This window comes from Lentzea alba, assembly GCF_011067745.1.
Taxonomy (GTDB): Bacteria; Actinomycetota; Actinomycetes; order Mycobacteriales; family Pseudonocardiaceae; genus Lentzea; species Lentzea alba.
This window is the reverse complement of sequence record NZ_JAAMPJ010000007.1, coordinates 141822-158120: the sequence shown is the minus strand read 5'-3', so window position 1 is coordinate 158120 and position 16299 is coordinate 141822. Positions and strand designations below refer to the sequence as shown.

Here is a 16299-nt window from a genome sequence, read left to right as displayed (position 1 = left end):
GGGCGGGAGTGACCGGATGACGGTCGCGTCTACTCCTTTCGGCGATCCGGCCGAACTGTCCACAATGGCCTTCATCCGCCGGGTGAAGGCGCGTCGGCGCCAGGTCGGCAACGGCCGCATGGGTTCGCACCTGCCGTGGGCCGATCCTCGGCGGGGCTGGGACTTCGTCTCCACCGGACGCGGGAGTGGACCGGTTCGTCGGTGCACGACGCGATGTTCGGCTCGGGCGGCAGAGGCGCCGGCAGGGGTCGGCTGACGAGAGGAGACGGTCGTGGCCGAACGAATCGGCTTGTGGTTGAACGGTGCCAGGGGATCGGTGGCGACCACCGCCGTGAGCGGGTTGCTCGCGTTGCGCGAGGGTCTAGCGCCGCCTGTCGGCTGCGTCACCGAGCTGCTGGACGCGTACCTGGCGCCATGGGACGCGTTCGTGGTCGGCGGGCACGACATCGTGACCACGCCGCTGGCGAAGCGGGTCGAGTCCCTGGTGCGCGACGGCGTGCTGCCGTACGACGTGACGGGATGTATCGCGAGCGGGCTGGACACCGTGGACGCGGAGATCCGGCCCGGTTACGACCCGGCGGCGTCGTCCGGAAGTCAGGCCGACGCCGCCCGGCGGCTGGCTGGGGACATCGCCGACTTCCGCGCCCGGCACGAGCTGGCCCGCGTCGTGGTGGTGAACGTGGCGTCGACCGAGCCACCCGTGCGGGTCGAGCACGACTCGCTCGCCACGCTGGAGGCAGCGCTCGCCGTGCCGGGAAACGTCGTGTTGCCGCCGAGCTCTCTCGTTGCCTACGCCGCTTTCCAAGCGGGGTGCGCCTTCGTGGACTTCACGCCGTCGACCGGGGTCGCGGTGCCGGCGCTGGCCGAGCTGGCGGTGTCGAAGGGACTGCCCTACGCGGGAAGGGACGGCAAGACGGGGGAGACGCTGGTGCGGGCGGCGCTCGCACCGATGTTCACCTCGCGAGCGCTGCGCGTGCTGTCCTGGACGGGCACGAACCTGCTCGGCGGTGGTGACGGGGCCACGCTGGAGGACCCGGCGCACGCGGACAGCAAGCTGGCGTCCAAGACCAGAGGGCTGGCGGCGTTGCTCGGTGAGGGCGTGACCGCGCCCCTGCACATCGACCACGTACCCGATCTCGGCGAACGCAAGACAGCGTGGGATCACGTGTCGTTCGAAGGGTTTCTCGGCGCACGGATGTCACTGCAACTGACCTGGAGCGGCCTGGACTCGTCCCTGGCCGCCCCGCTGGTGCTCGACCTCGCCCGCCTGATGGCCGCCGCCCACGCGGCGGGCCGGACCGGTGCCCAGGGCGCGCTCGCGTTCTTCTTCAAGGACCCGTTGGGCAGCGACGAGCACCGGCTCGCGGAACAGGCCCGCGAGCTCCACGAGTGGGCCCGAAACCTCTGACACATCGATCGACCAGGTTGGACTCCGCTGCGCAACCCTTTCCCTGCAAAGGAGCAGGCGTGAACACCACCACGAGGAAACGGCGCGGCCGCCGCCGAGCGGTCCTGCCGCTGCTCACGGCCCTGTTGTCCGTCATCGCCTTCGCCGTGCCGGCGCGGGCGGCGGACGAGTCCATCGCCGTCGACTTCTCCACGGGCGCCGGCGCTCCGACCTACCGGGCGTCGGGCTGGATCTACGGCATGACCGAGAACGCGTCCGGGCCAGCGGACAGCTTCTACCGCGACGTGAAGTTCCGGTACATGCGCGCAGGCGGCGCTCAGCTCGACAGTCCTGGCGGCTGGGTCTCCGGGAAGTACGACCGCCGGTGGAACTCGACGCGCGCTCAGCTGTTGCGCACCCGTGCGCTGGGCGGCGAGTTCGTGTTGCTGCCGCACGACCTGTGGGGCGCCGACGGGTTCGGGATCTCCCGTTTCCCCGGTGACAACGGCAACTGGACCGACTACGACAACTTCCTCACCCGCCTGATCGGCGACGTGCGAGCCACCGGTGTCCCCGTCCAGTGGGACATCTGGAACGAGCCCAACATCACGATCTTCTGGAACCGCCCGCAGTCCCAGTACTTCGAGCTGTGGCGCCGCACGTACCAGCGCATCCGGGCGGAGTTCCCGACCCAGCTGATCGTCGGGCCGAGTTGCGCGTGCACGCCGTCCACCGGCGGCTGGTGGCCGCAGTACCTGGACTTCGTGCGCTCCACCAACACCGTGCCCGACATCATCAGCTGGCACTCGTTGCCCGGCGACCCCGTGTCGAACGTGCAGGTGGCGAACCAGACGCTCGACTCGCGCGGTATCCCGCACCCGAGGCCGTACCAGATCAACGAGTACGGCGCGTCGAACGAGCAGAACCCCGGCGACGGCTCGTGGTACATCTCGCGGCTGGAACGGGCGGGCGCGGACGGCCTGCGCGCCAACTGGGCCAGCGGCGGCAACCTGCACAACGACCTCGGCAACCTGCTCGTGCACAACTCGGCGGGACAGCACCAGCCGAAGGGGGAGTGGTGGGTCTACCGCTTCTACGGCTCGCAGACCGGCCAGATCGTCACGGTCACGCCGAGCCAGAACTACGACGGATTCGCGACGAAAGCACCGGGTGAAGCCAAGATACTGGTCGGCGGCGGCCGCACGACGGGCAACATCGCGGTCAACCTGCGGCGCCTGGACGCCACCGAAGGCATCGTGAGGAACAACCAGGTACGCGTGCTCGCCGAGCGCATCCCGTACAACAACGGCGGAGCCGTCGCGGGTCCGGTGACCGCCATCGACACGGTCGTGACGCTGAACAACAACGGCACCACGGTGAACCTGCCGCACTCGAACATCGACGAGTCCTTCACCATCACGGTCCTGCCGCCCTCGGGCACTCCTGGCGGGGCCTTCCAGTCCACCGCGGTCGCCCAGCACTCGCAGCACTGCCTGACCAACCCGGGCCGCAGCACCGCCGACGGCACCCGGCAGCAGCAGATCACCTGCGGCACCGCTGACGAGCAGCGGTGGAACTTCAGCCCGGTGACCGGGACGGCCGACACCTTCACGGTCACCAACCAGCAGTCGGGCAAGTGCCTGGACGTCAACGGAGTGTCCACAGCGGACGGTGCCGCAGTCATCCAGTGGAACTGCAACGGCGGAACCAACCAGCAGTTCACCCTGCGGAAGGTCACCTACGCGGGCAGCGCTCCCACCGACTTCCAGCTCGTCGCCCGGCACAGCGGCAAGTGCGTCGCGGTCGTGGGCGCCTCCACCGCGTCGGGTGCCCTGCTGGACCAGCGGACCTGCAACCCCGTGAACCAGGGCAGCCCGCTCAACCAGACCTGGCGCCTGCCCGGCCGCCAGAGCACCTAGCACCACCTCGGCCCGCGTTCCCGGCAACGGGAGCCGGGCCGAATTTCCGCCCCTTTCTGGGAGCGCTCCCGGAAAGGGGTGGAACGGCAGACACCTTCAACGAAGAAGGACGATCATGGCCTCGTACCTCCACCCTCCGGCGCCGCCGCCGGGTTTTCGCGCGTTCCGCGGTCTTCTGACTCGTCTCGGCCGACGCCGTGACGCTCGTACCGGATCTGCCTCTGACGGGTCCGGTCACCAGGACGGCTCGACGCCCCGGCCGTCCACAGCGAACCCCGCATCAGCGCGCCAACGAGACCGAAGGTATGACCTGCCATGAGAAACCGACTCACCGCGGCCCTGTCCGCCGCGCTCCTGACCGTGGCCACCGCCGTGGCCGTCTCGGCCGTCACCGCACCGCCCGCCGCCGCGCACGTGGTCAACCCCGCCGACTTCCAACAGGTCGAACTGGCCAAGGGCGTCGCCGAGATGGGCGAGCCGATGTCGATGGCGGTGCTGCCGGACCGCTCGGTGCTGCACACGTCCCGCAACGGCACGCTGCGCCGCACCACGGCGGCCGGCGCCACGAGCGTGATCGCCAACATCCCCGTCTACACCCACGACGAGGAGGGTCTGCAGGGTATCGCTGCGGATCCCGGCTTCGCGACCAACCGGCACATCTATCTCTACTACTCGCCGCCGTTGTCGACACCTGCCGGTGACGCGCCGTCCAGCGGGACGAACTTCTCCCAGTGGAACGGCGTGAACCGCCTGTCCCGGTTCACCCTCAACGCCGACTTCACGCTCAACACGGCGAGCCAGGTGACCGTGCTGGACGTGCCGACGAGCCGGGGGATCTGCTGCCACGTCGGCGGTGACATCGACTTCGACGCGGCGGGCAACCTGTACCTGTCCACCGGCGACGACACCAACCCGTTCGACTCCGGCGGCTACACGCCGATCGACGAGCGCTCGGGACGCAACCCCGCGTACGACGCGCAACGCAGTGCGGGCAACACCAACGACCTGCGCGGCAAGGTGCTGCGGATCAAGGTGAACGCCGACGGGTCCTACTCGATCCCGGCCGGCAACCTGTTCGCGCCGGGAACGGCCCGCACGCGGCCGGAGATCTACGCGATGGGCCTGCGCAACCCGTTCCGGTTCAACGTGGACCCGGCCACCGGCACGATCTACCTCGGTGACTACGGACCGGACGCCGGCTCGACCACCTCCAGCCGCGGACCGGCCGGGCAGGTGGAGTTCAACCGGATCACCTCGGCGGGCAACTACGGCTGGCCGTACTGCACGGGCACGAACACCACCGATGAGAACTACGTGGACTACACGTTCCCGTCCGGGCCGTCGGGCAGCCGGTTCAACTGCGCCGCGCCGGTCAACAACTCGCCGAACAACACCGGCCTGACGAACCTGCCCGCCGCACGCCCGGCGTGGATCAAGTACGACAACTGCTCCTTCGCCGCGTTCGGCTGCGGGTCGGAGTCCCCGATGAGCGCGCCCGTGTACCGCTACGACGCGAACAACCCGTCGACGGTCAAGTTCCCCGCTTCGCTGGACGGGCACGTGTTCGCGACCGAGTTCGGCCGGCGCTGGATCAAGACCATCGACGTCAACCCCGACGGTTCCGCCGGGCAGGTCGGTGACTTCCCCTGGCGCGGCACCCAGGTCATGGACGCGAGCTTCGGTCCGGACGGCGCTCTCTACGTGCTGGACTACGGCACCGGCTGGGGCAGCGGCGACGCGAGCTCCGCGCTCTACCGCATCGAGCACATCGGTCCGGCCGGCAACCGCGCGCCGGTGGCACGCGCGATTGCCAACCCCCTGTCCGGCATCGCGCCGCTGACCGTGGACTTCTCGTCGGCAGGGTCGTCCGACCCGGAGAACGGCGCTCTGACCTACTCGTGGAACTTCGGCGACGGCAGCACGTCCACGGCGGCCAACCCGAGCCACACCTTCACCGCCAACGGCCAGTACACCGTCACTCTCACGGTGAAGGACCCGGCCGGGCTCACCGGCAGCACCAACGTGATCATCACGGTCGGCAACACCGCACCCGTGGTCACGTTGAACACCCCGGTCAACGGAACCCTGTTCAGCTTCGGTGACAGCATCCCCTACACGATCACGGTCTCCGACGCGGAGGACGGGGCGATCGACTGCACGAAGGTGACGTTGTCCTACCTCCTCGGCCACGACAGCCACTCCCACAAGATCACCTCGCGCACTGGCTGTTCGGGCACCATCGAGATCCCGGTGGACGGTGAGCACGACACGGCGGCGAACATCTACGCGGTCTTCGACGCCGAGTACACCGACAAGGGCGCGAACGGCGTGCCGCCCGCGACCACCCACACCCAGCACGTGCTCCAGCCCCGGCACCGCCAGGCAGAGCACTACACGACGCAGTCGGGCACAGGCCTGTTCGACAAGACGCCGGCCGAGGGCGGCCGCACCGTCGGCGACATCCACAACGGCGACTGGATCGCGTTCGACAACTACAACCTCACCGGCGCCAACCGGTTCACCGCGCGCGTGTCCTCCGCGGGAGCGGGCGGCACGATCACGGTGCGCACCGGCTCTCAGACCGGTCCGGCAGTGGCCACGCTGACCGTGCCGGTGACCGGCGGGTGGGACACGTTCCGGGAGGTCTCCACCGCGCTGACGAACGTGCCCACGACCACCGGCAGGCTGTACCTGACGTTCGCGGGCAGCGGCACCGGTTACCTGTTCGACGTGGACGCCTTCACGTTCGACACGTCGACCGGCGGCGGACGCACCGGGCCGATCACCGGGGCGGCGTCCGGCAAGTGCGCCGACGTCACCGGCGGCAGCAGCGCGGACGGCACGCGGATCCAGCTGTACACCTGCAACGGCGGCGCGAGCCAGCAGTGGACGGTCAACGGGACCACGTTGCGGGCGCTGGACAAGTGCATGGACGTCGCGAACGGTGGCACCGCCGACGGCGGCGCCGTGCAGCTGGGGACCTGCAACGGTGCCACGAGCCAGAACTGGAGCGCCGGTGCCAACGGATCCGTGGTCAACACGAAGTCCGGCAAGTGCCTCGACGCCAACGGCGCCGGCACCGCCAACGGCACGGTGCTGATCATCTGGACCTGCCACGGCGGCACGAACCAGCGTTGGACGCTGCCATGACGACTCCGCCGCGTGCTTCGACACCAAGGAGGATCAGATGACCTACCAGGCTTGGCGACGGGCGCTCGGTGTTGCCGCCGCGGCGCTCGTCGTGGGCGGGGTCGCCCCCGCACCACCGGCGGCAGCCGCGGACACACCGTACGACGTGCTGGTGTTCTCCAAGACCGCGGGTTTCCGGCACGACTCGATCCCCAACGGCATCCAGCTGATCCGCGATCTGGGCGGTGCCAACAGCTTCACGGTGACCACCACCGAGGACGCGGGGCAGTTCACGACCGCCAACCTCGCGCAGTACGAGGCCGTGGTGTTCCTCAACACCACGGGCGACGTGCTGAACGCCACCCAGCAGAGCGCCTTCGAGTCCTACGTCCGCGGCGGCGGCGGTTACGTGGGTGTGCACTCCGCGGCCGACACCGAATACGACTGGCCGTTCTACGGCGAGCTGGTGGGTGCGTACTTCGCGTCGCACCCGGCCATCCAGCAGGCGACGGTCCGGACGGAGAACCGTGCGCACGCCGCCACCGCGCATCTCTCCCCGGCTTGGGTGCGCACCGACGAGTGGTACAACTACCGCGCCAACCCGCGCAGCGGCGCCCGTGTCCTGTCCACTTTGGATGAATCGACCTACTCCGGCGGGTCGATGGGCGCCGACCACCCGATCACGTGGTGCAAGCCCTTGGCCGGTGGACGCTCCTTCTACACGGGCCTCGGCCACACGAAGGAGAGCTACGCCGATCCGGCCTTCCGCACGATGATCCTCGGCGGCATCCGGTACGCGGCGAACAGGACCAAGGCCGACTGCCGTGCGGAGACCGGTTACACGACCCTCTACAACGGGTCGACGACCGGGTGGACGCAGGCGGGCCCCGGCGGTTTCACCAACAGCGACGCCACGCTCGCCTCGTCCGGCGGCATGGGCATGCTGTGGTACAGCGCCAAGGAGTTCCGGTCCTACTCCCTCAAGCTCGACTGGCGGATGCCGGGGGACGACAACTCCGGTGTGGTGCTCGGGTTCCCGGCGGGCAGCACCCCGGACTCGGCGCTCGCCAACGGGTACGAGGTGCAGATCGACGCGACGGACACCGCGGACAGGACGACGGGGGCGATCTACGGGGTCAAGGCTCCCGACACCGCCGCCAGGGACGGCGCGCTGAACCCGCCCGGCGAGTGGAACACCTACGAACTGCTCGTCGAGGGCGAACGCCTCCAGGTGTTCCTGAACGGGGTGAAGATCAACGACTTCACCAACACCGACCCGGCGAGATCGCTCACCTCGGGGCACATCGCCCTGCAGAACCACGGATCCGGGGACGACGTGTCGTTCCGCAACGTCCGGATCAAGGAGCTCGGCGGACCCCAGCCGCGCACCGGGCGGATCACCGGCGGCTCCGGCAAGTGCGTCGACGTCGCCGGCGGCAGCAGCGCGGACGGCACGAAGATCCAGCTGTGGACCTGCAACACCAACGCGAGTCAGCAGTGGACGGTCAGCGGCAACACGTTGCGCGCCCTCAACAAGTGCATGGGCGTCGCCGGCGGCAGCACCGCCAACGGCGCGCAGGTGCAGCTGATGACGTGCAACGGCAGCGGATCGCAGAACTGGACGACCGGGGCGAACGGCTCACTGGTCAACCAGCAGGCGAACAGGTGCCTGGACGCCAACGGCGGCAGTTCGGCGGACGGCACCCAGCTCATCCTCTGGACCTGCCACGGCGGCACGAACCAGCGCTGGACCCTGCCATGAGCGGCTCGTCCCAGCGGCAGACCTTCCCAGGAGGTGCGCAATGAGGCTCTCGGCAGTCTCGCCGGCGATGCGAATCCGGATCGCTTTGGCGGTGACCGTGTTGTCCGCGGCGACGTTGACGTGGTCCACACCGGCACCTGCGGCGGCGGCGACCACAGGACCGTGTGACATCTACGCCAGCGGCGGCACGCCCTGCATCGCGGCGCACAGCACGACGCGGGCGCTTTACGGTTCGTACAACGGAAATCTCTACCAAGTCAGGCGTTCGTCGGACAACACCAGCAAGGACATCGGTTTGCTCGCCGCAGGCGGCAACGCCAACGCGGCGACGCAGGACACGTTCTGCGCCGGCACCTCGTGCGTCATCACGGTGGTCTACGACCAGTCCGGTCGCGGGAACGACCTGTGGTACCAGGGATCGAGCGTGGTCCCCGGCTCGCCGCAGAGCCGTCCGGCGAACGCGACCTCCGAGTCGCTGGTGATGGGTGCTGACAAGAGCAAGGCGTACTCGCTCTACATCAACCCCGGCAACAGCTACTGGCGGGACGGCAGCCGGACCGGCGTCCCGACCGGCGCCGCTCCGGAAGGCATGTACATGGTCACCAGCGGCACGCACGTCAACAGCGGCTGCTGCTTCGACTACGGCAACAGCGAGACGACCCGCAAAGCCGACGCGGCCGGAGCGATGGACGCGATCAACTTCAGCACGCAGTGCTGGTTCGGCGGGTGTGTCGGCCGTGGTCCGTGGGTCCAGGCGGATCTCGAATGGGGCCTGTTCCCCGGCGGAAGCCAGCAGTGGAACCCGAATCAGCGGGCCTTCACGGACAAGTTCGTCACGGCGATCCTGAAGAACAACGGGACCACGCGGTTCGCGCTCAAGGGCGCCAACGCCCAGGCGGGCGATCTGACCACGTTGTACGACGGCTCGCTGCCGAACGGCTACAGCCCGATGAAGAAGCAGGGCGCGATCATCCTGGGCAGCGGTGGTGACTGCTGCAAGCCAGACGGCGGCGCCAACCTCAGCGCGGGCACCTTCTACGAGGGTGCGATGGTCGCGGGCTATCCGTCCGACGCGACCGAGAACGCCGTGCAGGCCAACATCATCGCTGCCGGGTACGGCGGTAGCGGCGGCAATCAGCCCGTGCCCGGCGGCGCTGTGCGTGCGGTGGGCGCGGGCAAGTGCCTGGAGACACCGAACGGCACCGCGGGCACGCAGGCCCGGATCTGGGACTGCTCGGGCAGCGCGGGCCAGAAGTGGGCCCGGTCGGCGTCGGGTCAGCTCACCGTGTTCGACGGCACCGCCCAGCGGTGTCTCGACGCGTACGGCCAAGGGACCACCGCGGGCACCAGGGTGGCGATCTGGACGTGCAACGGCCAGTCCAACCAGCAGTGGAACGTCAACGCCAACGGCACGATCACCGGCGCACAGTCCGGTCTGTGCCTGGACGTGTCCGGCGCATCCACGGCCAACGGCGCGCTCGTCCAGCTGTGGACGTGCAACGGCCAGTCCAACCAGCAGTGGAGCTTGACCTGATCAGCGGTCGTGCGTGCTCTCCTCCGCTCTCGCGACGGAAAGCACGCACGACCATTCCCATCACTGACAAGGGAGTCGTGTGATGCGCATGCCCGAGCCGAGGATCCACGTCACCAGTCCGGCCGCGTGCCGGACCGACGGCTTCCGCACCGCCAACGGTGAATGCGGTGCGGTGCTGTACGGCGAGCCGGCGATGGAGAAGGTGGTCTTCGAGGCCGGCCGGTCCTGCCACCCCGCCTACGAGTTCCGGATCTCCAGTCCCGGCATGACCGCGGTCGGCGGCTACGGCCGCATCACCGACTCCCGCACCGGCGAGGTCACCTCGACCTGGGCCGACGGGCACGGCACCTGGGCCCGCCGGGCCTTCGCGTCCAGAGCCGACCAGGTGATCGCCCACGAGCTGCTGCCGGCGCCCGGCCGGACGGTCGACACCACGCTGAGCGTCGACACCGCCCTCGACGGGCTGCTGGGCAGTACGCGCTTCACGACCAGAGCCACCGTCAGCAACGGCTCGGGCTACCTCAGCCTGCGAGGCGTCGGCCGGTCGGGTCGCGGTGTCTTCGGCTACGAGGGCATCACCAGGGTGGTGGCGTTCGGTGGCAGCGTCCTCGCGAGCGGGGCCACCCTCGTCGTCATCGGGGCGGTCAGGCTGCTCCTGCTCACCAAACTCGACAGGTACGAGTCGTCCTCGACCGGCGGGATCTTCCCCGCGCTCCGCACGGCACTGGCTGGCCTCGAGAGCGACTACGCCACCCTGTTCGCGAGGCACACGGCCGCCACACCGGCCTGACCCGGCCACTCGGATCGAGAGTTCGGGCGACGATCACGCGCAAGTGTGACGTTGAGCCCGGCCTTTTCGTTGCCGGTGTGACAATTGCCCGATGGAGAGCACTCATGGCATCGATTCCGGTTCGCCGAGCGCTGTGCTGCGCCTGCTGATGGACGGCAGGCCGCGCACCCGAGCGGAGATCGTGGCCGCGACCGGCCTCGCCCGCTCCACCGTGCGGGCGAGGCTCGACCTGCTCCTGGCCGCCGGACTGGTGACTGGAGGCGGCACCGAGGAGTCCACCGGCGGGCGCCCCGCGAGCCGGTTCGTGTTCCACCCCGGCGCCCGGCACGTGCTGGCGGCCGAGGTGGGCGCCACCCACGCCACGGTCGCCGTGGCCGACCTCGGGTGCCGGTTGATCGCGGTCGAACAGGTCGGCCTCGACATCGCGGACGGACCGGAGACGATCCTCGAGCTCCTGGTCACGACCTGGCGCGAGCTGCTGCGTGGGGTCGACACCGCGGAGATCGCCGGAGTCGGCATCGGCCTGCCCGGCCCGGTCGAGCACTCCACCGGCCGTCCGAACAACCCGCCGATCATGCCGGGCTGGGACGGGTTCGACGTGCCGGCGGCGATCACGGCGGAGTTCGGCGCACCGGTGCTGGTCGACAACGAGGTCAACCTGGAGGCACTGGGCGAGCACACCGCCGCGCACCCGGACGTGCTGCACATGATCGTGATCAAGGCGGCGACCGGCATCGGCGCCGGGCTGATCAGCAACGGCGTGCTGCACCGCGGCGCGGCGGGCGCGGCGGGAGACCTCGGGCACATCAGGGTGCCCGATGGTGAGGACGCGCTGTGCCGCTGTGGCAACACCGGGTGCCTGGAGGCGGTCGCCGGTGGTCCGGCGCTCGCGGCGAAGCTGAGGGAACTGGGACTCCCCGCGCACTCGACGGCCGACGTGGTGCACCTGGTCCGGGCCGGCAACCTCGAGGCAGGCCGGGTCGTGCGGCAGGCGGGCAGGGACATCGGGGAGGTGCTCGCCGGCTGCGTGAGCATGTTCAACCCGTCGCTCGTGGTCATCGGCGGGCTGGTGGCGGGGGCGGGGGAGATGCTGCTGGCGGGGGTGCGCGAGTCGATCTACCGGCGCTCCCTGCCACTGGCCACGGAGAACCTGAGGATCGTCGCGTCGACGGCGGGTGCGACCGCCGGAGTGCTGGGCGCCGCGGCAATGGTCGTGCAGCACGTGCTGTCGCCGGAGGTGCTGGACGCACGGCTTGGTGGGGTCGTCTCCGCGATCTCCGCCGGAGAGGCCTGAACTACTTTTGGCATAGAGTAGCCATAATTTAGCCCGGTTGCGCCGAACTTTTGCATTGACCGTGCCATATGGTCGGGCTTACGTTCACCTGCATGTGGGACATCGGCGTCAACACATGGGTTTGGACGTCACCGCTCACCGATGACGGGTTGGCCACACTCGCGCCGAAGGTTCGCGAGTGGGGGTTCGACGTCATCGAACTGCCGGTGGAGCAGCCGGGCGACTGGGACCCGCGCCGCGCCGCCGACCTGCTGGCCGAGTTGAACCTCAGAGCCACCGTCTGTCTCGTCATGCCGCCGGGCCGTGAGCTGGTCGCGGCAGACACGGTCGCGGAGACCCAGGACTACCTGCGGCGGGTCGTGGACGTCGCGGCGATCGTCGGCAGCCCGGTCGCGGCGGGCCCCGCGTACAGCTCGGTCGGCCGCACCTGGCGCATCGACGACCGGCCGCGGGTGTACCGCGAGCTGCGCGCGAACCTCCGCCCCGTCGTCGAGTACGCGGCGCAGCGCGGTGTCCGCATCGCCGTGGAGCCGCTGAACCGGTACGAGACGAGCCTGCTGAACACCGTGGACCAAGCGCTGGAGGCGCTGGACGGGCTACCTGCCGAGGGATGCGGGCTGGCGCTCGACACCTACCACCTCAACATCGAGGAAGCGGCGCCGGTGAAGGCGGTTCTCGCCGCCGGCGCACGTATCGCACACGTTCAGGTGTGCGCCAACGACCGCGGTACGCCGGGGCGCGATCACCAGGACTGGCCCGCGCTGCTGGGCGCCCTGGGCGATGCCGGCTACCGCGGTCCGTTGTGCATCGAGTCGTTCACGCCGGACAACGCCGCCATCGCGACCGCCGCCTCGATCTGGCGGCCGCTGGCCGACTCCCCGGACGCCCTTGCCGTCGAAGGCCTGGCCTTCCTGCACGCTGCCGCCGCCGCTCTCACCCGTTAGCCGACCGCGTCACCACCCCGGAGGAGTGGCAATGCAACGCAGACTCAAGCGACTACTGGTGGTGTTGGCCGGTGCTCTGGTGGTGATGGGGCTCGTCACGCCGATCACCCCGGCACAGGCCCACGGCCTGCACGTCCTGCTGTTCACCAAGACCGCCGCCGGGGCGTACCGGCACGACTCCATCCCGGCGGGCATCACGATGATGGAGCAGCTGGCCGCCCAACGCGGCTGGGAGATGACCAAGACCGAGGACGCGTCGGTCTTCAACGACACCACGCTCGCCACGTACAGCGTGATCGTGATGCTGCAGACGTCGGGCATGGTGTGGGACACCGCCGCGCAGCGCACCGCGATGCAGAACTACGTGCGCAGGGGCGGGGGCGTGGTGGCGATCCACAACGCCACGGACATGAACATCGAGCAGCAGTTCCCGTGGTGGGACCAGATGCTCGGCATGACCATGACCCAGCACTCGTCGATCGTGTCCGGCACCGCCAAGGTCGCCGACCGCAAGCACCCGTCGGGCGCGAGCCTGCCGGACCGGTGGACGCGCACGGAGGAGTGGTACAACTTCAACCGCTCCGCACGCGGCGACGTGCACGTGCTGGTCACGGCGGACGAGTCGACCTACGACGCGGGCCCGCAGAAGATGGGCTTCGACCACCCGATCTCGTGGTGCCGCAACTTCGAGGGCGGCCGGGTGTGGGCCACCGGCATGGGACACAACGCCTCGAGCTACTCCGAACCCCTGTTCCGCCAGCACATCACCGGTGGCGTGGAGACCGCGGGCGGCATCGTGGGTGCGGACTGCGGTCCCACGGTGTGGAGCAGCTTCCAGAAGGTGCAGCTCGACAACTCCACCATCGCGCCGAGCACGCTCGACGTCGCTCCCGACGGCCGGGTGTTCTTCAACGAGTACAACGGCAACCTGAAGATCTACAAGCCGGACACCAGGACGACGGTCGTCGCGGGCACGCTCAGCGTCTACGGCCAGGGACAGAACTCGGAGGACGGCCTGGTCGGCATGGCGCTCGACCCGGCGTTCGCCACCAACAGATGGGTCTACCTGAACTACTCCCCGGCGGGGAGCCAGGAGATCGCCAGGATCTCGCGCTTCACCATGAACGGCGACAGGATGGACATGGCGAGCGAGAAGGTCCTGCTCACCCTGCCCGCCTCCCGGCGTGAGGAGCCGGGGCACACCGGCGGCCAGCTGAACTTCGGGCCGAACGGCAACCTCTACATCAGCGTCGGCGACGACATCAACCCCAACGGTGATTCCGGCGGCTACGCGCCGATCGACGAACGCACCGGTCGCTCGCTGTACGACGCGCAGGGCACTGCCGCCAACACCAACGACCTGCGCGGCAAGATCCTGCGCATCCACCCGGAACCCGACGGCACCTACACCGTCCCGGCGGGCAACATGTTCGCGCCTGGCACGGCCAGAACGCGTCCGGAGATCTACGCGATGGGCTTCCGCAACGTGTTCCGGTTCAGCGTGCACCCGACCACCGGCGTGATCTACGCGGCCGACTACGGCCCGGACGCGGGCGGCGACAACCCGAACCGCGGGCCGGCGGGACTCGTGGAGTGGAACGTGATCAAGTCGCCGGGCAACTACGGCTGGCCGTACTGCGTGGCGAACAACATCGCCTACAACGACTGGAACTTCGCCAACAACACGTCCGGCCCGAAGTTCAACTGCGGCTCGCCGGCGAACAACTCGCCCAACAACACCGGCCTGACGACTCTGCCCGCGTCGCGGGGCGCGGACCTCTGGTACGGCAACGGCGCGAACGGCAACGCCTTCCCGGAGATGGGTCCGAGCAGCGGCGGCGAGGCGCCGATGGCGTTCCCCGCCTACCAGTACAACGCGAGCAACCCGTCGACGACGAAGTTCCCCGCCTACTTCGACCAGACGCCGTTCTTCGGCGAGTGGTCCCGCAACCGCATGTGGGAGTTCCGGACGGACTCGTCCGGAAACCTGCTGAAAGTCAACAACTTCCTGTCGAACATGTCCTTCGCCTCGCCGATGGACGCCAAGTTCGGTCCCGACGGCTCGATGTACCTGCTGACCTGGGGCACGGGCTGGGAGGACAACAAACCGCTGCCCGGCGCCGGGTTGTGGCGCATCGACTACAGGACCACCGGCGAACGACTTCCGGTGGCGCAGGCGTCCGGCAGTCCCCTGACCGGCCCGTCGCCGTTGACGGTGCGCTTCTCCAGCGCCGGTTCCAACGACCCCGGTGGTCTTCCGCTGACCTACCGGTGGACGTTCGGCGACGGCGGCACGTCCACGGAGCCGAACCCCACGCACACCTACACCACGAGCGGGAAGTTCACCGCCCAGCTCACCGTCACCAACTCGGCCGGCAAGATCGGTACCGCGAACGTGACCGTGAGCGTGGGCAACACCGAGCCGATCGTGCGGTTCACCGGTCCGGTCGACGGCGGCATGATCAACTTCGGTGACCCGATCCCGTACACGTTGTCCGTGACCGACCAGGAGGACGGCACGATCGACTGCACCAAGGTGAGCGTTCAGTCGAACATGGGCCACGACTCGCACAAGCACCCGATCGGCTCGCCGATGACCGGCTGTTCGGGAACGCTGCCGACCACCGTCGACTCCGGGCACCAGGGGCTCAACGTGCACGTCATCGGCTCGGCCGAGTACACCGACAACGGCGCGAACGGGGTGCCGCCCCTGACCGGCAGCGCCCAGGTCGTCCTGCAGCCCAAGCAGAAGCAGGCCGAGTTCTTCAACGGCTCGTCCGGCGTGACCATCGTGTCGCAGGCGGGCGCCGAGTCGGGCGCGAAGGTCGGCGACATCGGCAACAACGACTGGATCTCGTTCAAGCCGGTCAACTTCACCGGCATCAACCAGGTCTCGTTCCGGGTGTCCTCTCCGCCGGGTGGAGGAGGGACGATCGAACTGCGCGCCGGTTCACCGACCGGCACGCTCATCGCGTCATCGCCGGTCACCAGCACCGGTGGCGCGGACACCTACGTCAGCACGCCCGCGGTGAACGTGACCGCGCCGACCGGCACCGTCGAGCTGTTCGCGGTGTTCAAGACGTCGTCGTCGACCAGCTTCGACCTCGACTCGATCACCTACGTCGGGCCGGGCGCGGGACAGCCCGGCGGTGGCTCCGCGAAGGAGATCGTCGGCGCCGGCGGCAAGTGCGTCGACGTCAACGGAGCCAGCTCCACCGACGGCGCCAAGGTCCAGCTGTGGACCTGCAACGGTGGCAACAACCAGAAGTGGACGCAGAACGGCACCACGCTGCGGTCGCTCGACAAGTGCCTCGACGTCACCGGCAACAGTCAGACCGACGGCGCGATCGTTCGGTTGTGGTCGTGCAACGGCGCGTCCGGGCAGAACTGGACCGCCCAGTCCGACGGCTCGATCCGCAACGGCACGAAGTGCCTGGACGCCAACGGAGCCGGCACGGCGGACGGCACCCAGCTCATCATCTGGACCTGCCACGGCGGGACCAACCAGAGGTGGACCTTCCGGTAGCCCAGGAGCCGGTC

General features: G+C 69.2%; 10 protein-coding genes. All 10 read left to right on the top strand.

Annotated features, from left to right (window positions below; genetic code table 11):
* Positions 1 to 16 precede the first annotated feature (16 nt).
* Positions 17 to 256 carry a hypothetical protein gene (locus tag G7043_RS25600; protein WP_166049442.1) on the top strand — a complete coding sequence of 80 codons (240 nt, stop codon included), beginning with the start codon at positions 17 to 19 and terminating at the stop codon, positions 254 to 256.
* A 15-nt stretch (positions 257 to 271) separates the two neighbouring features.
* The gene (locus G7043_RS25595) at positions 272 to 1408 is read left to right on the top strand and encodes an inositol-3-phosphate synthase (protein ID WP_313888065.1); all 1137 of its coding nucleotides are present in this window, start codon (positions 272 to 274) and stop codon (positions 1406 to 1408) included.
* A gap of 59 nt (positions 1409 to 1467) precedes the next feature.
* Complete coding sequence (locus G7043_RS25590; protein WP_313888064.1) at positions 1468 to 3306, top strand: RICIN domain-containing protein; 1839 nt, start codon at positions 1468 to 1470, stop codon at positions 3304 to 3306.
* Positions 3307 to 3621: 315 nt separating this feature from the next.
* A complete protein-coding gene (locus G7043_RS25585) occupies positions 3622 to 6456 on the top strand; it encodes a PQQ-dependent sugar dehydrogenase (protein ID WP_166049637.1) in 2835 nt (944 codons plus the stop codon).
* Between the two features lie 37 nt (positions 6457 to 6493).
* On the top strand, positions 6494 to 8197 hold the full coding sequence (locus tag G7043_RS49985; protein ID WP_166049635.1) for a ThuA domain-containing protein: 1704 nt from the start codon (positions 6494 to 6496) through the stop codon (positions 8195 to 8197).
* A gap of 40 nt (positions 8198 to 8237) precedes the next feature.
* A complete protein-coding gene (locus G7043_RS25575) occupies positions 8238 to 9731 on the top strand; it encodes an arabinofuranosidase catalytic domain-containing protein (RefSeq protein ID WP_242642665.1) in 1494 nt (497 codons plus the stop codon).
* Between the two features lie 82 nt (positions 9732 to 9813).
* Positions 9814 to 10521, top strand: coding sequence for a glycoside hydrolase N-terminal domain-containing protein (locus tag G7043_RS25570; protein WP_166049633.1), 708 nt, complete (start codon positions 9814 to 9816; stop codon positions 10519 to 10521).
* A 91-nt stretch (positions 10522 to 10612) separates the two neighbouring features.
* Positions 10613 to 11815, top strand: a complete 1203-nt coding sequence (locus tag G7043_RS25565; protein ID WP_166049632.1) for an ROK family transcriptional regulator — start codon at positions 10613 to 10615, stop codon at positions 11813 to 11815.
* 92 nt (positions 11816 to 11907) lie between these two features.
* Positions 11908 to 12759, top strand: a complete 852-nt coding sequence (locus tag G7043_RS25560; protein WP_166049630.1) for a sugar phosphate isomerase/epimerase family protein — start codon at positions 11908 to 11910, stop codon at positions 12757 to 12759.
* A gap of 31 nt (positions 12760 to 12790) precedes the next feature.
* Positions 12791 to 16285, top strand: a complete 3495-nt coding sequence (locus G7043_RS25555) for a ThuA domain-containing protein (RefSeq protein WP_166049629.1) — start codon at positions 12791 to 12793, stop codon at positions 16283 to 16285.
* Positions 16286 to 16299: the final 14 nt, after the last annotated feature.

Bases quoted from the DNA above. Each gene is read 5' to 3' on its own strand.
- G7043_RS25560 (WP_166049630.1), top strand. From the start codon at position 11,908: ATGTGGGACATCGGCGTCAACACATGGGTTTGGACGTCACCGCTCACC.
- G7043_RS25600 (WP_166049442.1), top strand. From the start codon at position 17: ATGACGGTCGCGTCTACTCCTTTCGGCGATCCGGCCGAACTGTCCACA.
- G7043_RS25575 (WP_242642665.1), top strand. From the start codon at position 8,238: ATGAGGCTCTCGGCAGTCTCGCCGGCGATGCGAATCCGGATCGCTTTG.
- G7043_RS25585 (WP_166049637.1), top strand. From the start codon at position 3,622: ATGAGAAACCGACTCACCGCGGCCCTGTCCGCCGCGCTCCTGACCGTG.
- G7043_RS25570 (WP_166049633.1), top strand. From the start codon at position 9,814: ATGCGCATGCCCGAGCCGAGGATCCACGTCACCAGTCCGGCCGCGTGC.
- G7043_RS25565 (WP_166049632.1), top strand. From the start codon at position 10,613: ATGGAGAGCACTCATGGCATCGATTCCGGTTCGCCGAGCGCTGTGCTG.
- G7043_RS49985 (WP_166049635.1), top strand. From the start codon at position 6,494: ATGACCTACCAGGCTTGGCGACGGGCGCTCGGTGTTGCCGCCGCGGCG.
- G7043_RS25555 (WP_166049629.1), top strand. From the start codon at position 12,791: ATGCAACGCAGACTCAAGCGACTACTGGTGGTGTTGGCCGGTGCTCTG.